The 26,133-nt window shown below is 41.6% G+C and carries 22 protein-coding genes; 10 read left to right on the top strand and 12 right to left on the bottom strand.

What is annotated here, in order from left to right:
• Positions 1 to 72: 72 nt before the first annotated feature.
• From AN393_RS04200 to AN393_RS04175, 6 genes are all read right to left on the bottom strand, one after another.
• The gene (locus AN393_RS04200) at positions 73 to 765 is read right to left on the bottom strand and encodes a cupin domain-containing protein (protein ID WP_055017413.1); all 693 of its coding nucleotides are present in this window, start codon (positions 763 to 765) and stop codon (positions 73 to 75) included.
• 92 nt (positions 766 to 857) lie between these two features.
• Entirely contained in the window at positions 858 to 2,324 is a 1,467-nt protein-coding gene (locus AN393_RS04195) for a carbon starvation protein A (RefSeq protein ID WP_055017412.1), read from the bottom strand.
• A gap of 270 nt (positions 2,325 to 2,594) precedes the next feature.
• Positions 2,595 to 3,512 (bottom strand): carbohydrate kinase, encoded by a 918-nt coding sequence (locus AN393_RS04190; RefSeq protein ID WP_055014513.1) that lies wholly within the window; start codon positions 3,510 to 3,512, stop codon positions 2,595 to 2,597.
• A gap of 2 nt (positions 3,513 to 3,514) precedes the next feature.
• Positions 3,515 to 5,038, bottom strand: coding sequence for a mannitol dehydrogenase family protein (locus AN393_RS04185; RefSeq protein WP_055017411.1), 1,524 nt, complete (start codon positions 5,036 to 5,038; stop codon positions 3,515 to 3,517).
• Positions 5,039 to 5,074: 36 nt separating this feature from the next.
• Positions 5,075 to 6,796: a cytosine permease gene (locus AN393_RS04180; protein WP_055017410.1), complete on the bottom strand. Its 1,722-nt coding sequence runs from the start codon at positions 6,794 to 6,796 to the stop codon at positions 5,075 to 5,077.
• Positions 6,797 to 7,178: 382 nt separating this feature from the next.
• Entirely contained in the window at positions 7,179 to 7,850 is a 672-nt protein-coding gene (locus AN393_RS04175) for an HAD family phosphatase (protein WP_055014516.1), read from the bottom strand.
• A 373-nt stretch (positions 7,851 to 8,223) separates the two neighbouring features.
• On the opposite strand from AN393_RS04175, the gene AN393_RS04170 reads away from it, so the two are divergent.
• The 3 genes from AN393_RS04170 to AN393_RS04160 all read left to right on the top strand — a co-directional run bounded on the left by AN393_RS04170 (position 8,224) and on the right by AN393_RS04160 (position 11,582).
• Entirely contained in the window at positions 8,224 to 9,762 is a 1,539-nt protein-coding gene (locus AN393_RS04170; RefSeq protein WP_055014517.1) for a catalase, read from the top strand.
• A gap of 100 nt (positions 9,763 to 9,862) precedes the next feature.
• Positions 9,863 to 10,324: an ankyrin repeat domain-containing protein gene (locus tag AN393_RS04165; protein ID WP_408003132.1), complete on the top strand. Its 462-nt coding sequence runs from the start codon at positions 9,863 to 9,865 to the stop codon at positions 10,322 to 10,324.
• Between the two features lie 391 nt (positions 10,325 to 10,715).
• Positions 10,716 to 11,582: an alpha/beta fold hydrolase gene (locus AN393_RS04160; protein ID WP_055017408.1), complete on the top strand. Its 867-nt coding sequence runs from the start codon at positions 10,716 to 10,718 to the stop codon at positions 11,580 to 11,582.
• A gap of 20 nt (positions 11,583 to 11,602) precedes the next feature.
• On the opposite strand, the gene yddG is transcribed toward AN393_RS04160, so the two are convergent.
• Positions 11,603 to 12,523, bottom strand: a complete 921-nt coding sequence (yddG, locus tag AN393_RS04155; protein WP_055017407.1) for an aromatic amino acid DMT transporter YddG — start codon at positions 12,521 to 12,523, stop codon at positions 11,603 to 11,605.
• 175 nt (positions 12,524 to 12,698) lie between these two features.
• Between yddG and AN393_RS04150 the strand changes: the two genes are divergently transcribed.
• From AN393_RS04150 to AN393_RS04120, 7 genes are all read left to right on the top strand, one after another.
• Positions 12,699 to 13,352: a TetR/AcrR family transcriptional regulator gene (locus AN393_RS04150; protein WP_055014521.1), complete on the top strand. Its 654-nt coding sequence runs from the start codon at positions 12,699 to 12,701 to the stop codon at positions 13,350 to 13,352.
• A 3-nt stretch (positions 13,353 to 13,355) separates the two neighbouring features.
• A complete protein-coding gene (locus tag AN393_RS04145) occupies positions 13,356 to 13,838 on the top strand; it encodes a putative 4-hydroxy-4-methyl-2-oxoglutarate aldolase (RefSeq protein WP_055017406.1) in 483 nt (160 codons plus the stop codon).
• Positions 13,839 to 14,184: 346 nt separating this feature from the next.
• On the top strand, positions 14,185 to 15,393 hold the full coding sequence (locus tag AN393_RS04140) for an amidase family protein (protein WP_055017405.1): 1,209 nt from the start codon (positions 14,185 to 14,187) through the stop codon (positions 15,391 to 15,393).
• Positions 15,390 to 16,964, top strand: coding sequence for a gamma-glutamyltransferase family protein (locus tag AN393_RS04135; RefSeq protein WP_055017404.1), 1,575 nt, complete (start codon positions 15,390 to 15,392; stop codon positions 16,962 to 16,964). Before AN393_RS04140 ends, AN393_RS04135 begins: the two co-directional genes overlap by 4 nt.
• Positions 16,961 to 17,785 carry a sulfite exporter TauE/SafE family protein gene (locus AN393_RS04130; protein WP_055017403.1) on the top strand — a complete coding sequence of 275 codons (825 nt, stop codon included), beginning with the start codon at positions 16,961 to 16,963 and terminating at the stop codon, positions 17,783 to 17,785. Before AN393_RS04135 ends, AN393_RS04130 begins: the two co-directional genes overlap by 4 nt.
• Before the next feature lie 2 nt (positions 17,786 to 17,787).
• Positions 17,788 to 19,017: an alanine--glyoxylate aminotransferase family protein gene (locus AN393_RS04125; RefSeq protein WP_055017402.1), complete on the top strand. Its 1,230-nt coding sequence runs from the start codon at positions 17,788 to 17,790 to the stop codon at positions 19,015 to 19,017.
• Between the two features lie 14 nt (positions 19,018 to 19,031).
• Complete coding sequence (locus tag AN393_RS04120) at positions 19,032 to 20,318, top strand: allantoate amidohydrolase (RefSeq protein WP_055017401.1); 1,287 nt, start codon at positions 19,032 to 19,034, stop codon at positions 20,316 to 20,318.
• Between the two features lie 111 nt (positions 20,319 to 20,429).
• Here the strand turns inward: AN393_RS04120 and AN393_RS04115 are convergent, their stop codons facing one another.
• The 5 genes from AN393_RS04115 to AN393_RS04085 form a co-directional block, all read right to left on the bottom strand.
• Positions 20,430 to 20,990 (bottom strand): YrbL family protein, encoded by a 561-nt coding sequence (locus AN393_RS04115; RefSeq protein WP_055019904.1) that lies wholly within the window; start codon positions 20,988 to 20,990, stop codon positions 20,430 to 20,432.
• A gap of 532 nt (positions 20,991 to 21,522) precedes the next feature.
• Entirely contained in the window at positions 21,523 to 21,834 is a 312-nt protein-coding gene (locus tag AN393_RS04110; RefSeq protein WP_055017400.1) for a hypothetical protein, read from the bottom strand.
• A 267-nt stretch (positions 21,835 to 22,101) separates the two neighbouring features.
• The gene (locus AN393_RS04105) at positions 22,102 to 23,640 is read right to left on the bottom strand and encodes a glucan biosynthesis protein (RefSeq protein WP_055017399.1); all 1,539 of its coding nucleotides are present in this window, start codon (positions 23,638 to 23,640) and stop codon (positions 22,102 to 22,104) included.
• Positions 23,641 to 24,061: 421 nt separating this feature from the next.
• Positions 24,062 to 24,814, bottom strand: a complete 753-nt coding sequence (locus AN393_RS04100; protein WP_055017398.1) for an SDR family oxidoreductase — start codon at positions 24,812 to 24,814, stop codon at positions 24,062 to 24,064.
• Between the two features lie 871 nt (positions 24,815 to 25,685).
• On the bottom strand, positions 25,686 to 26,060 hold the full coding sequence (locus AN393_RS04085; RefSeq protein WP_055017395.1) for a hypothetical protein: 375 nt from the start codon (positions 26,058 to 26,060) through the stop codon (positions 25,686 to 25,688).
• Positions 26,061 to 26,133 lie beyond the last annotated feature (73 nt).

Raw genomic sequence — 26,133 nt, 5'->3', positions numbered from 1 at the left:
TATAAAACTACACCCTATTAAGTTAATTAGTACTGAACTAGATCAAACAACACTGCTAAATAAGGGTATTTACTAAGCGTTTTGCACTCGCTCAATTTGCTTATCTACATCTGTTAAATGGCCTAATTTAAGCCATACTTTTGCACCTTGCTTACCAGCAGTTATATTAAGCTCGCTATTAATAGGCAGCCTTAACCAACTGTGCTTTGTTAAAGTGTCTGATTGCTCACGAATATCGCCTTCAAGCACCAGTAGCTCAGCCCCATCGCTTGCACTAATTTGCATGTTAGCACCGGCTTCAAAATGCAATAGGCTCACCTCTTCAAGGTCATCTTTATAAAGTGGTGTAATGGCAAGCCCTTTAAATGTGGCGTGTTGTACGCTGCCCATGTGGTGTGTTTGTAGGCGCACGTGGGTTTTATCATGTGGCTGAAATTGCCAGAGCTTCACAAATATTATGCAGCCTTCATCGGAGCCTGGTTTGTGCTTTGATTTCGGCGGGTTACGAATATACGAGCCTTGCGGAAAATCCCCATGTTCGTCTTGAAATACGCCCTCTAGTACTAAAAATTCTTCGCCGCCTGTATGCACATGAGGCGAAAACTCGCTGCCAGGGGCATAACGCACAATACTTGTAGCGCGGGCTACTTCTGCGCCAACTCTATCAAGAGGGCGCCTATCAACGCCTGCCATAGGTGAGGAAATCCAATCAAGCTGCTCACTATGAACAACGACACGCTTTGAAAAATCGGCGGCTATTTTCATTTTTTTACCTTTAAAATTGCATAGTGTGAGAGTAAATTTTACGCATAAAAAAAGCGAGCTTACTAAGCTCGCTTCCTTAAATTTTTAAGCTGTTATGCTACATCTAACTTTTTACGTTTAGAGTGTACAAAAACTAAAGCAATTAAACCAATAACAACGACTGCTGCGCCAATAGGTTTGCCTAGGTCGGCCGATAAATTAAAGCCAATTGCAGCGGTCATTATGTACGAAAGAGTTACGCCCGTTGCAATTACAGCAGGTACGCTGGTGATCCAATGAAAGGCACGTCTATCAAACAAGTACTTAGTAGCAAGCCATAGTACGCTTGTTGAAAGCAGCATGTTTGAAAACGCAAAGTAGCGCCAAATCACTGAGAAATCTAATTTAGTCATAAAAAAGGCAATCGTTAAAATAGGCACTGCCAGTAATAAGCGATTACGTAAGCTTTGCGGAATATTAAACGCATCAACCACGGTTAAACGCAGTGAACGGAACGCCGTATCGCCAGAGGTAATAGGGAACACCGCAACAGCAATAATGGCCATAATACCACCCATTACGCCTAAGTAACTATTTGCTACATGGTTAACCACTAAACCTGGGCCACCTTGGTCAAGCAATGCTTTTAAGCCAGCGTAACCTTCTGGGAATGCAGCAATACCCGCAAGTGCCCATACACAACCTACAATGCCTTCACACATCATTGCGCCGTAATATACAGGGCGTACGTATTTTTCGTTTGTTAAGCAGCGGGCAATAATAGGCGCTTGGGTAGAGTGAAAACCACTAATAGCACCACATGTAATGGTAATAAACAGTAATGGCCAGGTTGGTAAGCCATCAGGGTTTGGCTCTAAAAAGTCATGCGCGTGGTCGGCTTCAAAGTAGGCTAAAAAGTCGCCTGCAACTGGTAAATGTGGCGCATCGAGTAATAGCGCACCGGCTATTAATGTAGTCATTACAATCATTAATAAGCCAAATAGCGGGTAAAACTTAGTAATAATTTTATCAATAGGGAGCAGCGTTGCTAAAAAGTAGTACGCTAAAATAGCCAAAACCCAAAAAGTATTATTAGCAAAAAAAGTGCCTTCAAATACATCTAAGTTACTTAATAAGCCCGCTGGGCTCATAATAAATACAACGCCCACAAAAAACAGCAGCATGGCTGTAAATATCAGCATAAAGCCTTTAAACACAACGTTGTAATAGTGTCCTGCTATTTCTGGTAAGCTTTTGCCATCTTCTTTAATGCTCATCACACCTGAGAAGAAGTCGTGTACTGCACCGCCTAATACGTTACCAAGCACAATCCACACAAGTGCTACCGGTCCGTAAAGTGCACCTAAAATTGGGCCAAATATAGGGCCTACACCCGCAATATTTAAAAACTGAATTAAAAATGCACGCACAGGGTGAATGGCTACATAGTCAACACCTTCGCTAAAGCGTTTTTGTGGTGTATCAACCGTTGTATCCATACCTGCTTGTTTTTCAACAAACGGGCTATAAAACTTATATCCCAGTATTAAGATTGTTATGCAGATAAAAAAGATGATCATAAAGCACGTTTCTCTTTTTGTATTTGGAGTATAGAGCGTGTAATTAACGCCCCGCCTTTCAATCCATGAATAATCGACGAACATTAACAAAGTATTAATGCCACCGCTATAAGACGATTAGCTAATACACCAGCCACTTTTTGTGCACCTTGCTCAACACTTAATCTAAACGGCTTCATTAATAAAAATAAAAGCAAAAAAAAGCGGCTTTACTATAAAAAGTAAAACCGCTTACACACACAATGATTGGGTATAGCTGTGTAATTTACGTTACGCTGGGCTCATAAACTCGTTAATTTGTTCATGAGTAAGTGTAGGTGTAGCACCAGCACTTTCTGCCACCATAGCACCTACTGCACACGCAAAATCAACAGCATGTTGTGCACAATCACTACTACAAAGCTGATAAATTAACGACCCTAAAAACGAATCCCCCGCACCTACTGTATCCACAACGCTAATTAAATAACCTGAGTTATAGTAATTTTCGCCTTTAATGGTTAGTAGTGCACCGTGGCTGCCCTTAGTTACACATAAGTATTCGGTGTTTGTTTGCTGTGCAATAAACGCTAAATTTTGCTCAAGTGAATGGAACTTACAGCCCATTGCTTTGGCAATTTCGTAAAGCTCTTCATCGTTTAATTTGATGAAGTCGGCTTTATTCATTAAATCTACTAATGTATCTAACGTGTAGTGTGGCGCACGTAAATTTACGTCAAACACTTTAAAGTTAGCTACATCAACTAACTGGTTTAAGGTAGCAAGTGAGGCTTCGCTTCGGCCAATTAGGCTACCAAATACAAATACATCACTGGCTTTTACTTTTTCAATAAGTGAGTCTGTAAGCTCAATGTTATCCCATGCTGTATCGGCAACTATTTCGTAGCTGGCTGAGCCGCTTTTATCTAGGGTAACTTGCACGGTGCTGGTTTTTTTGTCGTTATTAACGCCAATATATTCGCAGCTAACGCCTTTGCTTTTAATTTCGCCTAATAGCTCAGTACCAAGTTCATCGTTACCTACCGCGCTTATCATGTCGGCTTTAATGCCCAGTGAGTTAATACGCACACACATGTTAAGCGGCGCGCCGCCTAAGCGTTTATCGTTTTCAAAACAATCCCATAGTACTTCACCAAAGCAACTTACGCTTACGTCTTTACCTTGTTTAGAATCAATTAAAATGCTCATTATTAGTTACCTTTAGGCTCAAGCACGTTATTCATAATTGCTTTAATTTTACTTGCCGGTGCGTATAACGCTTCTATGTTGTTTTTGTAGTGAGACGTAAAAGCACTTTGCGTGTTTAAATCACCAAATAAACTTGTTAGCGACAAAAATGCAAGGTCATCGCTGGCTGTTTTAGCCGCGGCTTCATGCAATTCGCTTTGCATTGCATCGATTATTTCAAGTGTATTGCCTTGCTCATCGACCCCTTTATCGCTGTAAAAACACCATGCAGCAATAACAAGAGTCGCAAGAGACACATCACGGCCTTGCGCTAGGTTTTCGTTAATAGTGGCAATTAAAAACTTAGGTAGCTTTGCTGCGCTTTCTGAACAAATGCGCGATAAGCTGTCTTTAATGTTTGGATTAGCAAAACGCTCGATTAGCGTGTCTTTGTAGATTTCAAGATCAATGCCTTCTAGTTGCGCTAGGTTAGGCGTTACTTCTTTATCCATAAACGCACGTAGGTACTTCGCAAATAAAGGATCAGATACTGTTTCGTCAATTGTGCTATAGCCATGTACAGAGCCTAATAAACCCAGTACCGAATGGCCTGCATTTAATAAGCGTATTTTCATGGTTTCATAAGGCGTTACATCACTTACAAATTGTGCGCCTACGCTATCCCAATCTGGGCGTCCGCAGCAAAATGAGTCTTCAATCACCCATTGAGTAAACGACTCACACGTAATTGGCCATTCATCGCTAACACCGTACGCATCAACAACGTAGTCAATATCGCTCTTTTTAGACACCGGTGTAATACGGTCAACCATTGCATTTGGAAAGGTTACATTAGCGGCAACCCACTCGCTTAGTTCTTTATCTTGCTCAGCTGCAAAGGCAAGTAGCATTTTGCGCGTTACATTACCGTTGTGCTGAATGTTATCGCACGACTGTACAGTAAACGCATCAAGGCCTTGCTCTTTACGCAGTTTTAACGCAGCAGTAATGTAACCAAACGCCGTGATTGGATCGTTAGGATTATTAATGTCGTTAATAATGTCTGGATTTGAGTAATCAAACTCACCCGTTACAGGGTTAAAGTTATAACCCCCTTCGGTAATGGTTAACGACACAATATGCGTATCGCTGTGCGCAAGCTTATTAATAACCGCTTGTTTGTCCTCTGGGGCAAACAAAAAGTCAATCATAGAGCCAATAACTTTGTTATCTATCTGCCCATTTGGGTGTCTTACTGTTAGCGTGTAAAGGTAGTCTTGCTGCTTTAAAATATCGCGCAGACCACGGTTACCCTCTAATAAGCCCACACCACAAATACCCCACTGTTCAGCACCTGGCGTTTTTAATAGCTCGTTTATGTACACCGCTTGGTGAGCACGGTGAAAGCCGCCCACACCAATATGTACTATACCCGCTTTTAGCTTGCTGCGGTCGTAGTTTGGTGTATCTACATGGCTTGGCATATCTGCCAAGCTTTGTTGGTTTAGCCCTTTAACAAGAGCGTCAGTGTGCTGGTGTTGCGTCATGGTGCGACCTTACTAAAACAATATTAAAAATTTAACTTAAGATGCAGTGTTGAGTGCTTTATGGCGCAATAGCGACCAGTAAGCGGTTGCAAAATAAATAATGGTGCAAATAAAACAGGCAATTTCAAACTGCGTTTTATTTCCTGCGTAAATGCTCATGCTGTCACTAAAAAACATGACTTGGCTGGCAAAGCCAAAAATAATAAGTAACGAAACAGTAGACACACCATTTAACACTTTGGTTAGCAATGAGTTATCAACAACTGGCGCTTTAACATCTTTAGCCAGTCCTGCTTGGTACTCTTTTATGTCTTTTTGCTCTTGCTCTTCTGCTGCAATTTCTTTGCTGTAGTCTTCACCTGCGCCGTACTTTTTAGCCAGTAGGGTGTAAACCACAATGGTGAATATCCAAGTAGGAATAAATAGGTAGTAAAATGACATTACATCAATTGCATTTAACCCAAAGCCAAACACAAGTGCCAGCGCCCAAGAGGCAATAGCCGGTACGCTACGGGTAATGTTTTTATATTTAGCCCAGTAACGGGTTAAACCAATTTTAGGAAATAAAACATGCTCAGCAAATACAATACCGCCCACAGGCACTACTAATAATCCTGCGTAGGTAAGTAGTGGTAACATTTGCGAAAATACAAACGGGAAACACGCAATAATAACGGTTACAACACCCACAATGGCGGTTGTACGCTCACGTGATTGGTCAACAAAAATAGACTGTGCTGCAAGCCCTGCGCGGTATAGGTTAGCGTTAGCTGTTGTCCAGCCTGCAATAATAACAATTACAAAACCCGTCCAGCCTAATGCGTGGTAAGCAACGTCACCTGGGTCAAGCGATGAAATAGTGGTTTTAAGTAATACCGCAACACCTGCGCCCATAATACCGGCCGAGATCCACGCTAAGTAATGGCCAAAAAACATACCTACGCCAGAAAACAAACCGTAGCTTTTACGTTTGGCAAATCTAAAAATAGCCATATCAATTAAGCCAAAGTGGGTAATAGAGTTTGCAGCCCATGCAAAACCGATAACCTCTAATAAGCCAATACCTTTTTCGCCATCAGCAGTGGTACCAGTCCAGATTGATGAATCCCCTATTGCCATAAAGTCGTCAAAACCTGTTAGCGTGGTTACCCCTAATACATGATTAGAAAGCTCAGGAAACAATGCAAACGAGCCCGCTATAAAAATAACAAACAACCACGGCGCGCAAATTTTAGAAAAATCAGCAACAGTTGAAAAACCATACATAGCGACAAATACAACAATAGAGCCAACCGATAATACAATGGCCACAAATGCTAAGCTGTTAGGATACCAATCGAGTTGTGCGGGTATATCAAACAAAAACCGAACGGCGGTTGCCGATACCGTGATCATCGCGGCGGATATCACACTAAATATGACCACGTTTGCCCAGTTATAGAGCTTGGTCATTGAGTTACCCGCAATTTTATTTAGGTAGTTGTATAAACTTAAACGTGTTTCTACCGCAATTGGAGAAGTAATTAACCACCACGAACACATTGCTAATAGGTTACCAATTAATAAACCTAATAGAATGTCGATGGTCGATGCGCCTAATGCAACAAAGGTTGCACCAATAACAAATTCGGTGGCTGCAACGTGCTCACCAGCGTATAAGCCGGCAAAGTGCTTCCAACCATGAAGCTTATGATTAGCAACGGGCAATTGCTCTTCGTTAACATCGTTAAATGTTTGTGTGTGTGGACTTGATGCCATGGTATTTTCCTATTGTTTTAAGCACAGCCCTAACTAACCTGAACTCTGGATAATAAATCTATCTCAAGCAGCTATTTCCAGCGCTAACTACGTTAAATTTACTTGCAATAGACTAGCTATTGACGCGTAATTTCGCCTTGTTTTCACTGTAAATCTCTGGCTAGAGAAAATAAACATAGATATCACTTTTGATTTAATATGTTAGTAAATCTCTTAACCAAAGTTCAGGTTAACTATTAATTTAAATAAGTGTTTTTTTATTTAAATTAATAATGAGTAAATCGCCGTGCCTTTTTATAATGCTACTACTATAACTATCTAATAATTAATGCATTTTACGTTAAGCTTTGTCAGTGTCATAAAGCTCAACGTTAATATTCTATTACTGTGTTTGTAATGCTGGGTACTGCTTATAAAAGTCATCCCAATGGGTTAAATGTGCGACCTCTGGGTAAGCTTGGTGAACAAAGTTCACTGCATCTTGCATATGCCCACCTCCGCTGTAATGCAAAACCTGCATATTGGCGGCAAGTGCAGCGCACACACCGGCTTTTGAGTCTTCAATCACTAAACATTTGCTTGGGTTAACACCCATTTGCTCTGCAGCATGTAAAAATAAATCGGGTGCGGGCTTACCATTTTTTACCTCACTTGAGGTAAATACCTTATTAAAGTACTGCGATAAATTAACCACATTAAGCGCTTTAGCAGTGCGTTTAGGACTACTGCTTGTTGCAATACAACAAGGTACAGATAATTGCTCTAGCACGTGTTTAATGCCGTTAGTTGGCATTAATGCAGTTTCGAACTCGTTTAATAATGCTTCTCGGTAATCGGCTTCAAAGCTCTCAGCTAATGTCACGTTAAAGGTATCGAATAAGTTTTGGGTAACTGTTTTAAAATTACAGCCTAAAAAATATTGTTGTACATAGGCTCGGTCAATATTAACGCCAATCTCTGCAAGCATGTTTATTAACACTTGCGCGCTCAATATTTCGCTATCTATAACAACGCCATCACAATCAAAAATAACTAATTCTATTTTAGTATTCATATTGCCCCTTTTTATGCACCTAGTTTGGTGTAACCTTAACTTGAGCATAAGCCCAGCAAGTGAGCATATTCTCTTTATTGTTATAATAAGTCAACATCTTGTTAGTGAAAAACGCACCATGATGGTGAATATTTATTCATTAAATATGAAATTGTCTGTATTTTCATTGATTTCAAAATTGCAATTACGACTAAGGTCGAACATTACAAAAACGCTATTTAGAAAATAGAAGGCAGCTCACAAATAACAATCTAAATTTGTGATTACCCCAATCTAAACAATCAATTTTACCGAACTAACTTTTGTTAATACACTCATTCACAGTTAAACAGCCAGCAACACTGCCGGCACTTTTATACAGATGAGGTCGACAATGAATACTCAAAAAAACACGATTAATAATAAATCTACATTAACGCTAAGTGCATTAGCGCTAGCAATGGCATTACCTGCAAGTGCCGCTACCACCTTAACTAAAGACAACGGCGCGGCTGTTGGCGACAACCAAAACTCTATTACCGCTGGTGAGCGCGGAAGTGTATTACTTGAAGACGTACACCTAATTCAAAAGCTACAACGCTTTGCTCGTGAGCGCATTCCTGAGCGTGTAGTGCATGCGCGTGGTACAGGTGCTCACGGTGTGTTTGTAGCGTCTAAAGAGTTAGATGACTTAACAATTGCTGCACCGTTTGCAGAAGCGGGTAAAGAAACAGACGTATTTGTACGTTTTTCATCAGTAATTCACTCAAAAGGTAGCCCAGAAACACTGCGCGACCCGCGTGGTTTTGCGACTAAGTTTTACACCGACCAAGGTAACTGGGATTTAGTAGGTAACAACTTACCGGTATTCTTTATTCGCGATGCGATTAAATTTCCAGACATGGTTCACTCGTTAAAGCCATCACCGGTTGATAACATTCAAGATCCTAACCGCTTTTTTGACTTTTTCTCATACGAGCCAGGTTCTACTCACATGTTAACGTGGGTATACAGCGACTACGGCACACCTGCAAGCCTTCGTAAAATGGACGGCTGGGGCGTACATGCTTACAAAATGATTAATAAGTCAGGCGATGTTAAATACGTTAAGTTTCATTGGGTGAGCCAGCAAGGTATTGATAACCTTGACTCAAAAGAAGTAGCTGAAGTGCAAAGCCAAGACTTCCAGCACTTAACACGCGACCTATACAGTGAGATTGGTAAAGGCAATTTCCCTAAATGGGATCTATACATTAAAACCCTTGATCCGTCGCAGTTAGATGACTTTGACTACAACCCATTAGATGCAACAAAAATGTGGTTAGACGTGAAAGAAACTAAAGTAGGCACCATGACCCTAAACCGTATGCCAACTAACTTCTTCCAATCTACAGAACAAGTTGCAATGGCACCGGCAAATGTTATTCCGGGTATTGAGCCATCTGAAGACAGACTATTACAAGGGCGTGTTTTCTCTTACGCCGATACGCAAATGTACCGCTTAGGTGCTAACCACCAACAATTGCCAATTAACCGTGCAAAAGTTGAAGTGGTTAACTACAACCAAGACGGCGCAATGAACTACGGTAATACAACAAGTAACGTGAATTACCAACCAAGTCACGAAAACGTTGCAGAAAACCCAATTGCACGCAGAAGTAACACAGAGCTAAAAGGCTACGTACAACAAGCAGCTATTAAAAAGCAGCAAAACTTTGCTCAAGCGGGTGTACTTTACCGCAGCTTTAGCAAGCAAGAGCGCACTAACTTAGTTAACAACTTAGCCGGCGATTTAGGCAAAGTGAAAGACAGCAAAGTTATGCACAAAATGCTTAGCCACTTCTACAAAGCAGATAGCGAATACGGTACACGCTTAACTAACGCTGTAAACGGCGACATGAAACAAGTTAAGCAACTAGCCGCTAAGCTTTAATATTTTACCCAACCTGTAAGTTATTGAGGAAAGCCTAGCTTTCCTCTTTTTTAAAAAGGTAACCAGTATGCGTAAATTACTTATTATATTTACTTTAGTGATGAGCTTTTCAGGCTTTGCCAATGAGCCACAAAGCCCTGTAAATCAACAAAGCACCGCCCAGTCGCAATACGACAGCTTACTTGCTTATTACTTTGCAGCCGCACGCACCGACGACACCGCCGTAATAACGCAATTTGTTGATGCTGGCATTCCTATTAATAGTTACAACAACAAAGGTTACACCGCACTAATGATTGCCACCTACCACGGCAATAAAAATACGGTAAACACCTTATTGCAATTAGGCGCTAATGCCTGCCTTGAAGACAACCGCGGTAACACAGCACTAATGGCCGCCATATTTAGAGGCGAATTTAGTATCGCTAAAACACTTGTAGGCCTTGATTGCGACAACGCACATCAAAACAAAGCAGGCCAAACAGCCGAGCAATTTGCACAAAAATTTGGCCAACAAAAAGTGCTCGACTTACTCGCTCAGGTAAACAGTAAATCTAATTAACCAACTTTTAATATACCTATTAGCCCGTTATTGTTAATGGCAATAAGGCTCCATTAACTGCCAATAACAAGGCTTTAGCAAAATAAGTAGTACCGTGTAGTTATTTAAACCTTCCTCTCGCCCCACTTCATTTGGGGCGTGGTTTATACCAATTCCAATAAATAGCTGGCCTATTTTACTCGCTAAAACAACTCATTTTTTTGTTGTAATTTCGACAAGGGAACAACCATTTACATCAATATATGCCTAAAGCTGAATTTTTTGTCGGCGTAAAATTAAGAGCACATACTTAATGGAGTAGGTATAAACAACGCCTTCCCCTCTTGCTTAAACTGGTCTTACCAGCTATTGTTTTTAACCTGTGTACTTTATATGGGAAATAATAATTCTAATGACCTCACCACACTTTGAGCACACCACTATAACCTGTAACAACAGGCAAACTCTAAGCGCCCGTGTATTTACACCCACCAGCCCTATTAAAGGTGCGGTGATGATTGCCCCTGCAACCGGTATAAAACAACAGTTTTATGCAAATTTTGCTACTTACTTACAACAACAGGGCTTTGGCGTAATTACCTTTGATAACAGTGGTATTGGCCAATCGCTTAACCGCAGCATTAAAAAAAGCAAAGCCACATTACAAACCTGGGGCGAGCAAGACATGCCTGCGGTGCTTGAGCATTTGCAAAGGGTGTTTCCTAATACGCAGTATCATTTAGTGGGCCATAGTGCCGGCGGGCAATTAGTGGGGCTAATGCATAACGCCAACGAGCTAAGCTCTGCGTTTAACTTTGCTTGCTCGTCAGGTAAATTAACTAATATGCGCTTGGCGTATCAGGTTAAAGCGCACTTTTTTATGAATGGGGTTATCCCCCTTAGTAATGCACTATTTGGCCATACTAAATCACAATGGTTTGGCATGGGCGAGCCACTACCTAAAGGCGTAGCTAAACAATGGCAAAAATGGTGTAACGCACAAGGGTATGTGCAATCAGCATTTGGCGATACCGTATTTCAACACTGTTACAACACGCTTTCTATGCCCTCGCTTTGGGTTAATGCTACCGACGACGACATTGCAAATAACGCGAATGTCGCCGATATGCTCTCGGTTTTTCCTAAATTAAAAGCACAAACACTCACCTTAAACCCACACGACTATGGTTTGAAGGAAATTGGCCATATGAAGTTTTTTAGTAAAAAGTCAGACGGACTATGGCCACTGGCACTTAACTGGCTAAACAAACACAGTTAAAAAAGGATGCGTTTACGCCGTTAATTTACGGCGTTTAGTGGCTTTTTAGCTGGTTTTTCACGTGTTACAAAATAGCAAACGAGTGAACCACCAGTGACCATTATTACTCCTTGCCAAAATGAGGCACTAAGGGTAATTGATAAATAAAGCGCCGAAATAATCGCCGAAAAAACCGGCGTAAAATACGAAAGCGTACCAAGCAGCATTAAGTTACCGCCAATAATTGCTTGGTTCCAAAGTGCATAACCGCTGCCAACAACCACACCAGCTAAAATAAGCGTTATGGTAGCGTGTAGTGTAAAGGTCATTTTTGGCTCGTCACTTAATCCATACAATACCCATAAGCTCAGTGCTGTGGCGATAAAAAATAGCACAATGGCATTTTGCCCATTACTATTTTTTTGAGTAATCACACAATAAACAGACCATATAAAAGGGGCTACAAACGCCAACAAGTAAGCCGTGGGATTACTTGCAAAATTGCCCATAATACTGTTAATTGACAACCCACTATCGCCACCCACGCACCATGCCACGCCAAAAAAGGCGAGCAGCATACCGGGGTAAATCAATACACTTACTTTACTACGGTTAACAACAATACTGAGCAAAATGGTAAGCGTGGGCCATAAATAATTTATAACCGCCATTTCTACTGCTTGGTGGCGATTATTAGCAAGCCCCACAAACAGTGCCAAACACACCTCGTAAAGTGCAAATAAAGCAGTACCCCAAATAATATAACGCTTATTAAACCCAGCAAATTTAGGGCGCCCCATTACCAAAATTAAAAACAGCGCGCTTACACTATACATAAGTGCCGCCCCACCTATAGGGCCAAATAACTCCGAAACATCCCTGAGCAGAGCCACTAAACAGCTCCATAATAAAATAGCGGCAATGCCATAAAGCGTGTATTTGTGATTAGAAAAAAAATCCATTAACTACCTAAAAGTACTACTTATGTTTGACGTTACGCTAACAGTAATTAATGCTTTAAACAATTGTTGCTCATCATTTATTGTTATAAAGGTGTTTTTAGCCTGCACTTAAGTGTTTGACCTTTTGGTCAGTAAAGTTACAATCATTCAACACGTTAAAAACAGCATCGCCATAATGAGCACACAAACAAAGCCAAATAAAAAAGAACTCACCCGAGTAAAAAACCAAACATTAATACTCGATGCCGCCGAGCAATTATTTTCTCAGCTTGGTTACGATGGCACCAGTATGAGCATGGTTGCCAAAGAAGCAGGCGTTCCTAAGGCCAATATTTTATATTATTTTAAAAGCAAAGACGGCCTATACGAAAACGTAATAGATCGCATAATTGCGCACTGGAATTTAGGCTTAGATAACGTAACCCCTGAGGACGACCCTGCACATGTGCTTTATCACTATATTAAAAGTAAAGTAATACTTGCCGTAAACCAGCCACTGCAATCACGTTTATTTGCCAGTGAAATACTGCGCGGAGCTCCATATTTGCAAAACTACTTTAGAACTAACACGCGCCCGTGGGTAAAACAAAAGGTAGACATGTTTCAGGCCTGGATAGATGCAGGCAAAATGGATAATGTTGACCCTTACCATTTATTATTTACCATTTGGTCAACTACGCAGTACTACGCCGACTTTCAGGCCGAAGTGCTACTGGTAATGAACAAATTAGAATACGACGAAACCGATGTGGCACAAATAACGCAATCAACTGCCCACATAATTTTAAAAGGTATTGGCTTAAAAATACCTGAGCACAGTGAGGCCTAACCCATGAATAACTTTACCACCCCAGACTTATTTGACGATCACCGCGAAAGCGTACAAGTCGCCGACAGCGGCCTGCGCCACTTTGGTAAAAAAACCACCTTTAGTGGTCAAGCAGTTACCCTTACATGTCCAGACGATAACTCGTTTGCCGCCGATATACTGCATGAAAACGGTGAGGGTAAAGTATTGGTTATTGATGGCTTTGCTAGCAAACGCTTTGCTTTTATAGGCGATATTATGGCTGAGCGCGCGTTAAAAAATGGCTGGGAAGGCGTTGTTATTAACGGCTGTTGCCGCGACATTGAAATACTAGCCACTATGGATTTACCGGTTATGGCGCTAGGTTCAACCCCGCGCAGTACATTAAAGCGTGGCTTTGGCGATAAAAACCAAACTGTAACCATGCTGAGTACCTCAATTAACCCTAACGATTGGCTATACGCCGATGTAAATGGCTTAATTATTAGCCCTAACGCATTACTATAAACGCCATATTTGCAACCAAGTTGGTGCAATCACGCACCAACTTGGTGTGTTTTCACCTCTAAATTACGCCTTCTTTAATACTTATATTTTTATAAATATCTGCTAAACCCCATGTAAACCAAATAAAACCTGACCGAGTGGACAACTTTATTGCATTTGGCATTGCTTTTGCTTAGCTTTTAGGCAATATAATAGCTAACCGATTAAAAAGCGGATCAGGCTCTGTAAAATAAAAATAAGATGTTACGCAGTGGGCTGAAAAATAATAATAACTAATTCGTCTTTTTAATCACCCTAAATCTGATTATAACCAGTTGGTCAGATTTACTTTATAACGAGTGGTGATATGAGTACCAAAACACATAATAATTTTACCGGTATTTTTTGTGACCATGGCCCTAACGCATGGCAAACACACACCCACGGCAAACTTGTAAATAAGCGCCTTGCGGTAAAAGATGTATTTGCTGTTAAAGGCGAGCGCAACAGCGCAGGTAACCCAAGCTGGTTTAAAGCAGCAAAACCTGCACGGCAAACAGCAAGTGCCGTAAACAAACTAATGAATGAAGGTTGTCGCTTTACAGGCTTTACCCATACCGATGAGCTGGCTTACAGCTTAGAGGGCAATAACATTCACTATGGTGCAGCACAAAACCCAAAACTTAAGGGCCATGCAAGTGGTGGCTCAAGTATGGGGTCGGCGGCCGCCGTAGCTGCTAACCTAGCCGATATTGGCTTAGGTACCGATACCGGCGGCTCTATTAGAATACCCGCAAGTTATTGTGGCTTATTTGGCATAAGGCCAAGCCATAACGTAATTGAAAAAGATGGCCTAATACCGCTCGCGCCCCCTTTTGATACCATTGGCTGGCTTACGCAAAGTGCAGAGCTGCTAAGCGATATAGGCAATGTACTGTTGCCAAATCAAGCTATTAATAACGTTGATACTTTAGTTATTTGCGAGCCATTATTTGAGCTGGTTGACCCTGCATTACAAGCCCCGCTTAAACAATTGCTTAAAAAAACCAAACTTTATTTTAAACACCATAAAGAATTTAAACTGCCTGACAGCAACTTATTAAGCGAACTGGCTGACAGCTTTAGAATACTGCAAGGGCGAGCAATCGCAAAAACGCATAAAGATTGGCTTCAATTGCCAGGGCAACTTCCCCAGTTTGCTCCGGCAATTGCGGCACGTTTTAACATGGCGCTTGCCCTAACCGCCCAAGAAGAACAAGAAGCACTAAATGTACAAACCCAATGGCAAACATTAATTGCTAAAAACCTAAATACAAACAGTTGTTTATTTTTGCCAACCACACCCATAACTGCACCTAAATTGGGCGCCGACACAAGCGCCTTACGCATGCAAATAATCACCTTATCGGCCATAGCGGGTTTGAGCCGCTCGGCGCAAGTACACTTACCATTGGCTAATTTAGAAAATGGCCACCCTTATGGGTTTTCATTAATGATGAGCCATGGCAACGATAAAAGCCTACTTGCCTGCGTACAACAATTAGCTGCCCACTTTAAACAGGACACACTTGCATGAGCACACACAACATTGCCTTTACTGCCCCGCATTTTGCGGCAACCGAGGCAGGCACCCTAATATTAAAGCAAGGCGGTACAGCCGTTGAGGCCATGGTAGCAGCCGCCGCTGCTATTAGCGTGGTATACCCGCATATGAACTCAATTGGCGGCGACAGCTTTTGGCTTATTGATAACCTAAACCAAAGCACACCCACAGCTATAGATGCCTGCGGGCGCGCACCAAACGATATAAGCGCCTATAGCAATGAGCCACACATACCAGAGCGCGGTGGTTTAAGCGCATTGACCCAAGCGGCTACGCTTCGTGGCTGGCAAAAAGCCCTTGAGGTAGATGAGCACGCAGCTCTACCACTAAGTACTATTTTAGCGCCTGCCATAAAGCTTGCGCGCGAAGGCTTTACAGTGTCAAAAAGCCTGCAAGCAGGCTGCGAAAAGCTTGCCGCCGTTTCAAACACTAACGCTGCATTTAAAGAGCTTTACATACCCAATGGTAAACCGCTACAAGCAGGGCAACATTTTAAAAACCCAAAACTCGCCAGTACCTTTGAGCACTTGGCCGAGCAGGGATTAAATGCTTTTTATGAAGGAGAACTTGCCGACTCATTTGCAAGCGATTTAGCAGCCGCAGGCAGTGTTATTACCCCAGCCGACATAGCCAATACAAAAGCAGATGTAGTAACACCACTTAATGCTAATTTATCGGGCATACAGTGTTTTAACTTACCTGCTCCCACGCAAGGCGTGCATTCTCTGCAAATAATTGGCGCCGTTAATAAACTAAAGCATTTGGCCAAAACAGAGGCCGATTGGATGCACTTAATTGTTGAGGCAACCAAACAAAGCTTTACTCACCGTCCCACACTTTGGGCCGACCCAGATGCGCTTGGTGATGATTATAAAAATGCACTAACCGATGAACGCTTAAGTGCGCTTGCCAGCAATATTGATATGAACCAAGCCAAGCAATGGCCATTTAATGCAGAGCCTGGCGATACCGTTTGGATGGCAGCACGTGATAAAAACGGCCAACTCGTGAGCTTTATTCAAAGTGTTTACTGGGAATTTGGCAGCGGCATATTAATGAGTGAAGGTGGTTTTGTGTGGAATAACCGTGGTTTGAGCTTTAGTTTAAATAACAACGATGCCAATGCCTTAAAAGCACATAAAAAGCCAGCTCATACACTTAACCCTGCTTTAGCAAAATTTGATGATGGCAGACGCCTTGCCTACGGCACCATGGGCGGCGAAGGCCAACCGCAAACACAAGCTGCCGTATTTAGTGGTTACGCATGGCGTAATAAATCAATTACCCAAGCAGTAAGCGATCCGCGTTGGTTACTAGGGCGCACCTGGGGCGATACAAGCACAAACTTAAAGGTAGAGCAAAGCTTAGTAATTCAAGTTAAACATGAATTAAATCAACGTGACCACGACTGGGTAAGCGTTGATAATAACAATGAAATGATGGGCCACGCGGGTGCCATTTTAGATACACCTACAAGCCTTGAAGCAGCCACCGACCCTCGTTCAGATGGTCGTGCAACAGTAACTACAGCAGGAACACAATGACAGAAATAATAAATCAATGGCCCATTATAGCGGCCTTAATAGCAACCGGCATTTTTGCAGGTATTTTAGCAGGCCTATTTGGTGTAGGCGGCGGCATAGTAATTGTGCCTGTGCTGTATTTTTTATTGCAAGGCTTTGGCGTAAGCCCCGAGTCGGCCATGATGATAGCCACGGCGACCTCGCTTGCCACCATAGTGCCTACGTCTATTTCGTCTATACGTTCGCACCATGCAAAAGGCAATATCGACCTTGCTTTAATTAAATACTGGGCCCCGTTTATTTTAGTAATGGCCGTTGTATGTAGCTACTTAGCGCACTCAATACGCGGTAATGCGTTGGTACTTATGTTTGCCTGTATTGCTATTTTAGTAAGTTTAAACATGTTATTTAGAGCCGGCGCGCCTGCCCTAGTTAGTAAATTACCAGGTAAATTTGGCCAAGGCATTATGGCAAGTATTGTTGGTGGTTTATCGGTAATGATTGGTATAGGTGGTGGCACTATTGGCGTGCCCATGCTAAACGCGTTTAACGTACGCGCCCATGTTGCCGTTGGCACCGCTGCTGTATTTGGCTTATTAATTGCGCTACCGGGCGTTATTACTTTATTAAGTATTGGTACTACACCCGCCGATGCACCGCTTGGCACGTGGGGCCTTGTAAACCTACCTGCTTTTATACTTATTATTCCGCTTACTATTTTGTTTGCGCCTATTGGCGTAAAAATTGGTAGCAAGCTAGATCAAAAACAATTAAAACGCGCCTTTGCCGTTGTATTAATGATAACGGGCATTCGTATGCTTATTCAGACTCTGGGAGCCTAAACATGTTTAGCGACACGCAAATTCAAACTTTAAATCCGCCACAGCGATTACTCATGGGCCCAGGCCCAATAAACGCAGATCCACGCGTGCTACGTGCTATATCGGCGCAGCTAATTGGCCAATACGACCCAGTAATGACCGGTTTTATGAACGAAACCATGGCTCGCTATCGCGAAATTTTTAAAACCAAAAACGAATGGACCCTGCTAGTTGACGGTACATCGCGCGCAGGCATAGAAGCCGTTTTATGCTCTATTTTACGCCCCGGCGATAAAGTGCTGGTGCCCATTATGGGCCGCTTTGGCCACTTGCTTGCTGAAATAGCCGAGCGCGTAGGCGCAAAAGTACACACCATAGAAGTCCCGTGGGGTGAGGTATTTACCCCCGAACAAATAGAAAAAGCCATTGTTGATGTAAAACCCCATGTACTTGCTATGGTACAGGGCGATACTTCTACAACTATGAACCAACCGCTTGAACACATTGGCGATATTTGCCAAAAGCACGACGTATTATTTTACTGCGATGCCACTGCTTCGATTGTAGGTAACGATTTACCCGCCGATGAGTGGAAACTCGACGCGCTTTCGGTTGGTTTGCAAAAATGTTTAGGCGGTCCTTCTGGCTCTGCGCCTTTAACACTGAGCGATAAATGCGCCGATTGGATCCAAAAGCGCAAAAAAGTAGAAGCGGGTATACGCACGGCCGATCATACCGACGGCACCGAGCCATTTGTACGCTCAAACTACTTTGATTTAGGCATGATCATGAACTATTGGGGCGAGGAGCGCCTTAACCATCACACCGAAGCCACCAGCATGCTGTATTGCGCATCAGAATGCGCTCGCATTGTTATTGAAGAAGGCGTAGATAACTGCGTTGCCCGCCACAAGTTACACGGCGATGCCATGCTAACGGGTATTCAAGCGCTAGGCTTAAATGTATTTGGCGATTTAAACCATAAAATGAACAACGTAGTGGGTGTGTATATCCCCGAGGGCATTAATGCTGACCACGTCCGCGCTCAAATGCTAACCGACTTTGGTATTGAAATTGGCACCTCGTTTGGCCCGCTGCATGGCAAAATTTGGCGTATTGGCACCATGGGTTACAACGCCCGCAAAGATGCCGTATTACAAACATTGGCAAGCCTAGATGCCTGCTTACATGCCAACGGCTATAAAGGCCCTAAAGGCGAAGCCGCTATTGCCGCCCTTGCCCATTATAAATAAAAAAAGGATTTAGCATGACGATCGCAAGCCCCCTCCATGAGCCATTATTAAACACTGAGCTGGCTAATAAATTTGCCGCGCGCGCGTTATTGCGCTGTAAAACGCTCAGTGGCCTATCGCAAATGCAAGGTGGCATTCACCGTGTGTATTTATCTAAAGAGCACAAAGAGTGTAACCGTGTAACTGCTGCGTGGATGGCTGAGGCGGGCATGCAATCGTGGCAAGACCAAGTCGGCAATTTATGGGGGCGTTTAGCATCATCTAACCCAAACGCTAAACGTTTAATTATTGGCTCACACCTCGACACAGTACCAAACGCCGGTGCATTTGATGGTATTTTAGGGGTATTACTGGGTATTGAAATAGCCGCCCTTGCGCATACACTTAAGCTTGATTTACCGTTTCATTTAGATGTTGTGGGTTTTTGTGATGAAGAAGGCACCCGCTTTGCCACCACATTAATTGGCTCAAAAGCACTGGCAAACGAGTTTGACCCGCAGTGGTTAAATATAGAAGATACAAACGGCATTACTATGCGCCAAGCCATGCTTGATTTTGGCCTAAACCCAAATGATTACGCAAAAGCAGCGCTTAATAAAAACGAGTTACTCGGTTACTGGGAAACCCACATAGAGCAAGGCCCCGTGCTTGAGTCGGTAAATCAAGCATTAGGCATTGTTACTGCCATTGCAGGGGCAAAGCGCGCTATGATCACGCTAACAGGCCAAAGCGGCCACGCGGGTACTACACCAATGAACTTACGCCAAGATTCGTTAGCAGGCTGCGCCGAGCTTACCCTTGCCATAGAGCAACTAGCAAAAAGTGCCAGTAATGGTGAAGTAGCCACTGTAGGGCAAATTCAAGCACGCCCAGGCGCTACAAATGTCATTGCCGGTAAAACCACTATAAGCCTAGATGCACGCGCACAAAACGATAACGACCTTGCAGTTTTACTTAATGCAGTACATACCCGCGCGGAGCAAATTGCAACTAGCCGTAATTTAACGCTCGATTGGCAATGGACACATGCGGCCGACGCCGTAGCGTGCGACACTCAAATTCAACAATTGTTTAGCAGTGCCTGTAAATTGAATAACCAAGCCTCGCCTTCACTTGCCTCTGGCGCTGGGCACGATGCCATGGCAATAGCCCCTATTTGCCCTGTTGGTATGCTGTTTATACGCAGCCCTGGCGGAATAAGCCATCACCCCGCAGAAGCTGTTATTGATGAGGATGTAACAAAAGCACTTAGCGTAATGTACAGCGCCCTTATGCTGTATGTAAAAGAGTTAGAAAAGTAACAAACGCTTATGCATCCGCAGGGTAAAGTTATGTCTGTTAGCTTAGCCCTGCGTATTAAACTTGGCTGTGATTATTAGTTAAAGCCAGTATTTAAAGTCGGTGTTTTAAACTTAATTAAGGCTTAAGCCAAGCTCATTTAAACTCGCTTCAAAACGTTGCCATTTTCTATTTATCTTACGCTTAGCCGATGAGCTCACATAATTACTAATAGGAAAAAACTCAGTATTACCAATATCATCCACCACTACACATTGCTCAATGGTGCCGTTATTATTAACACACGCTATATTGCGTGGTTTTATTTCTTTGGTGATCACTAGGTTATGTATTAAATAATCTTTTAGCTTTAATAGCGGCTCGACTAGTGCTTCACTATTTGGCTGATTTAAATAATGCTCAAGGGTTTTAGCCGGCTGATTATTTGCATCAATCACTAAATCAAACACGTACCCTGTGCCAATATTGGTTTGCACCGTACCATGGTATCGCGCTAATAACTGCCACTGAATATTTCGGTTACTAAGTCGCTTATAATAAGCCAACTCTTGGTCTTGTTCTTGCGAAAACCCATCATGGCTTACTTTAATACATAAATTATGTGCCTCAGGGTGCCTATAACACGTTCTATGCGCCCCTTTACCTACCATTAAGTCATCGTTTAATGAGATCAAACCAATTTTCGTCCTAGCGTAAATTTAAAAATACTAACTCGCTTAATTAAGTAATCTATTTTAAGAAGGGAAACCCGTGTTGATAGCTGGGCAAAAGTTCGCTATTTAGTCGCTCTAAATGAGTTTTTTTTAACAGGTAGCAAGACGTTTAGCCCCGTAAAATGATCAAGTATTATTGTGGATTAGTAATAAACGAGGTAAATAACACGCCTTAAAATGCACGCTTGGTATTTACATCTATTAGTGCTGCTTCTATTACGGTGTCAGTAATAAAGTAGGCACGTTCGTTAAATAAGCCGACCATTTTAACTATAAATTAGGGTTAATCAAGGTAAATTAGCTACAATTCACTCACAATAAAGGCTAGATTCGACTTTCTTTTGTGTTTTTTTAAATGAGTTTCAGGCTGTTGAGGTAAGGAGGAGATACAAAAAGTTGAGAGTTGTTCGTGGTAGTTGACCTAGTCTTAAAAATAAATATTTAGATAGTAGAAGCCCTTTTTTTTTTACTATCTAAATACTCCGGTATATAGCTAAACAGACTTTGTATATTTGTATTCGCATGAAACAACCGCTGCACATAAGCCACTAAAAGCTAAAATACAGACTGACGATACTGCACCCCACATTGCCATTATCATCACAGGTAAACCGGCATTTGGTGCAGACATAACTATTCCATTTCCTAAGTCTTTAGGTGCGCCAAGATTAGAGAAAATACCAAATAAACCAATGCAAATAGCTACAAAAAACAGTATGTAACTCAAAAACCCAAGCATTCTAGAAGCGATAAGCAGGCCCTTAAGGTTTTCTGTTTTAATTTTTGAGTATGGGTAAAGTTTCATATATATCCTTAATTTAATTACTTTTATTATTTTTCCTGAGCGAATGTTTATTATTCACACAAGCAAACATAAAAACAAGTAGGAGCAACTTAAAATAGCCAATTCACCAAGTAGTTAGCCAAGCCTATTAAATTTATAACTAAGTATTAGATGTATATTGAAATAAGAGAATTGCTTTAGCTAACCCTCGCTAAAAACATTTATTATGCAGTTGTTCGGGTGGCTACATAAAACTAACTTTAGGGCCACCCGCTTTAATTTTTATAGTTACTCAATCGTTACCTTTGCATCACTTACCCATGTTTCGGTTATCGGCTCTTCGTTTTTATCAACTAAATACGCGCGTATGCTTACGGGGTCGTTATTGCTTTGTTTGTAGTCAAATGCTAATCGCCATTGGTTGGTACCCACTATTGGGTAAGCACCAATTGGCTCTAATATTTCGCCGTTGCTGGCTTCAACTATAGGCTTTATACCGCTTTCTCTGTCTAGGCCTTTTAATACAGGCCCTTCAAAGTCTATCACCATTTTGTTTACGCCCTCAGGAGTAGGCTGGCCAGGAACTCCGCCCTGCCCTTGGCGAGTATTAACAACACTTGCTAGGTTTTTTAATTTTGGATCGAGTGGACGCCACTCAATATCATAAGAAAAGGTAAACTCATCGCCTTTACGTACCTCTTTTTCAGGCACCCAATAAGCAACAATGTTATCAAACGTTTCATCTTTAGTTGGAATTTCGATTAGCTGCACAGCACCTTTACCCCAATCACCCTGAGGTTTTATCCATGCTGATGAGCGCTTATTGTAAAACACGCCATCGTCTTGGTAGTTATTAAAGTCGCGATCTCTTTGGATTAAACCAAAGCCTTTTGGGTTCTCATCAATAAAGCTATTGGTCGACACCGATTGCGGATTATTTAACGGTCGCCAAATATACTGGCCCGATCCAGTATGAATCGCTAAGCCATCGCTATCGTGAATTTCTGGGCGCCAGTCTTTAGCTTGTGTTTTATCTTTTTCTGAGTACCAATACATACTCGTTAGCGGTGCTATGCCTAAGCGCTCTACATCGGCGCGCATATACAAATTAGCACTTACAGAGGTAACATGCCCTTTGGCCTCTTTGTTGTCTTTACTTAAACCAAACCGATAAGCACCTGTAACAGAGGGTCCCTCAAGCAATGCCCACACAGACATGCTTTCACCTTTATTTTCTGCAGGGCCTAACCAAAATGCCGAAAAGCGCGGAAATTCTTCTGGCTCACTCATACCGGTATTTATTGCAATACCGCGAGCCGACAACCCATATTGCCCTTGTGGGCCATCAGTTCTAAAATAAGACGCCCCCAAAAACGATATCCAATCTGGTTTTATATCAGGGCGCATAATTCTAAAACCTGCAAACCCAAACCCTTCTGGCAGGTCGTGGGCAGGGCTGTCGTCAGGCATATCAAAAAGCGCATTATTAAAAGGCAGTTCTTTTACGTTGTTTTTATCATCTCTGATATAAATACTTACCGGCTCAGGAAAATATCGCCCTGGGTAAAATAACTGCACCGGTGCCTTTTTGCCATTTGGGTAGAGGGTTTCATCTTCTTTAAAGCGTATTTTCCAATGTTCGTCATAGGTAATTTTATCAATAAGATCAGGTGCAGGAACTGCAGTTGGCGTATAAGGCTTTTTGGCAGAGGCTTTTGCCATTGCTTTTAAATCTTCAAAAGTAAACTTAGCACTTGCTTGTGCTTGCGCCGCGTGTAACGACACAGAGGAGGCAATAATAGCGGCAATAAATAACTTTAACTTCATAAAAAGTATCTCTAGTAAAATGAGTCTAAAAATAAGCGCCCAGTATGAGCGCCTAACTTAAAATGCGTGTAAAGATATTACACACGGCAATATGAACTCGCGTTTACTAAAATAACGTTATTTGGCGAAGCTTTTATGCTTAGCTGCGTTTGGGGAAGTTGTATTTGAATAATTATGTTTGGATAGTTGTGTTTAATAAATGCGGCTAATCCAGCTTTTACTTAGTTAAAGCCAGTGAGTGCTTTAAAATCGAAATACTGAACAATGCGTCGCAGCTAGGCTTAGTATAAACACTTGATTAATAAAGGCTTGTGAACTAGAACTGAGAAGTCGAGTAGCATGTTCAACCCCCTATTAAATTTTAACACCCACTTAAAAGTGCTAAGCTTGGGGAATTGCCATTACATTGGCTTGCTATGTATTAGAGGCCACCACATAAGTCTAAAAAATTCCCTGTTGAAAACGATGACTTTGCCGATGAAAGCCAATAAATAGCTTCGGCCACTTCCTCAGGTTCACCTCCACGCTTAAGAGGAATAAGCTCCTTTAGCCTTTCTACTCTTTCAGGTTCACCACCATCAGCGTGCATTTGCGTATTAATTAACCCAGGGCGCACACAATTAACTCTAATGCCTTCACAGGCAACTTCTAGTGATAATCCTTTGGTGAGTGTATCTATAGCCCCTTTTGAGGCAGCATAATCAATATATTCATTCGGTGAACCTGAACGAGACGCCCCCGATGAAACATTTACAATAACCCCTCCGTTTCCGCCATGACGTGTAGACATACGCTTTATGGCCTCTCGGCAGCACAAAAAGTAACTAGTCACGTTGTTTGCTAAAATAGTATTAATTCTTTCAGCTGTTAAATTCTCCAAACGCGACTGCTTACGTAAAATACCAGCGTTATTAACAAGTACTGATAGAGGGCCTAGCTCTGAATCAATTTTTTTAAACAGCCTTACTACATCATCCTCAACCGAAACATCTGCTTGGACTGTAATACAACGATTACCCGCAGCCCTAATATCGCTTGCGACAGCTTCAGCCGAAGCTCGATTAGATTTGTAATTGATACAAACCGCATACCCTTTTGATGCAAATAATTTAGACGTAGCAGCACCAATACCTCGACCTCCACCCGTTATTAAAACCACTTTTGTGTTATTCATAAGTCATCCTTAAATAATGATATTGGAGGAATATGGAATGCTTTACAAAACAATAAGTAATTGGCATAAATTAGCAATACTTAGCAAGAAGCTGCATTTTGTGCACACGTTTGCTTTATCCCTAACTCTTCGTGAAAATTCATTGTGACATTAAAAGTCAGTACAAAAATAATAAAACCTAACAACCAGAAATTAAGCTCTTTTAATTTAAACCTTCCACGCCAAAACGCTGTTACAAAAATGAAAAAATATCTTATAGTGAAAAGAAACGTGATAAAGAGAAACACAAAAATAATAATTCCAGCTGTACTCATAAGTCTCCAGCAACTAACGAGCTTGTAAATTAACTCGTTTTGAATTTATTTTTATTAATGAATCAACCATAGCCGAGTTCCTATTTTGGTTCAATCAGTTATAGATATTGCACATAAAATATAAGAAGAGAATTTGCGGCTGTTTTAATGGACGTTTTAGAGGGAATTATAGGTGCTTGATTGGCGTATTTTGGTATAAAGGGCTCCCCTTTTTTTAATGCATCATGTTTTTCAGCTTTCTCATTTATGAACAAGGCAATACAGGTACCGTAGCGTAAAGTAAAAGCACTCACATTCGTTTTAACCTGTAAGATCAATTTATTATCCGTAACATTTCGTTTTTTTACTGAAAGAGAAGTTAGCTAATTTAATAAAAATTGCTGGCGCCTATTGAGCTAACGATTTAACTTTCATATTATCAATATAGCTCAGCTTTTAGCGTGATTCGTATTCTTAAACCGTAGTGAATACTATGCATTAATTGAATATTATCTAAAAGTTAGAGTGGGGGTCATTCTAATTTTTTTGATGACATAGTCGCTTGTTATGTGCTTGATTTATTGTGATAAGATCATTTTAAGTTCATCCTCATTTTCACCGAATTCTGTAACCAAATAATCAACTAAGTTACTAACGGACTTTCCGATTGGTATCAGTGAATCAATATCATCAATATAATATTTTATAAAAATCGGCTTCGAGTCAAATAGGTAGAATCCTGTTATCGAAGACTCCCCCTCCCATAGAGGAATTATATCCAACCCTTTTGGAGAAAAGTCATCAGTCTCAAGGCTGTACATTAAACCACTACACCTAAATTCAAGATCATCATGCACAAACTCACCTCTAGTGAGCTTCAATAAAGCTTTAGTTAAATTTAGTTTTTCAATCTCAGCATCTCTAATTGAGCCTGTAATTGTAACTCCACCCAATTTAGTACAGCTCTTTCATAGAATTTTATGCCACCTTAAGATAACCTATTGGTGTCATATCGCCAAGTGAATC

This window comes from Pseudoalteromonas sp. P1-25, from assembly GCF_001401805.1.
Classification (GTDB): Bacteria; Pseudomonadota; Gammaproteobacteria; order Enterobacterales; family Alteromonadaceae; genus Pseudoalteromonas.
Note: the sequence above shows the minus strand (reverse complement) of the source record. Positions and strands in the feature narration are given on the sequence as shown.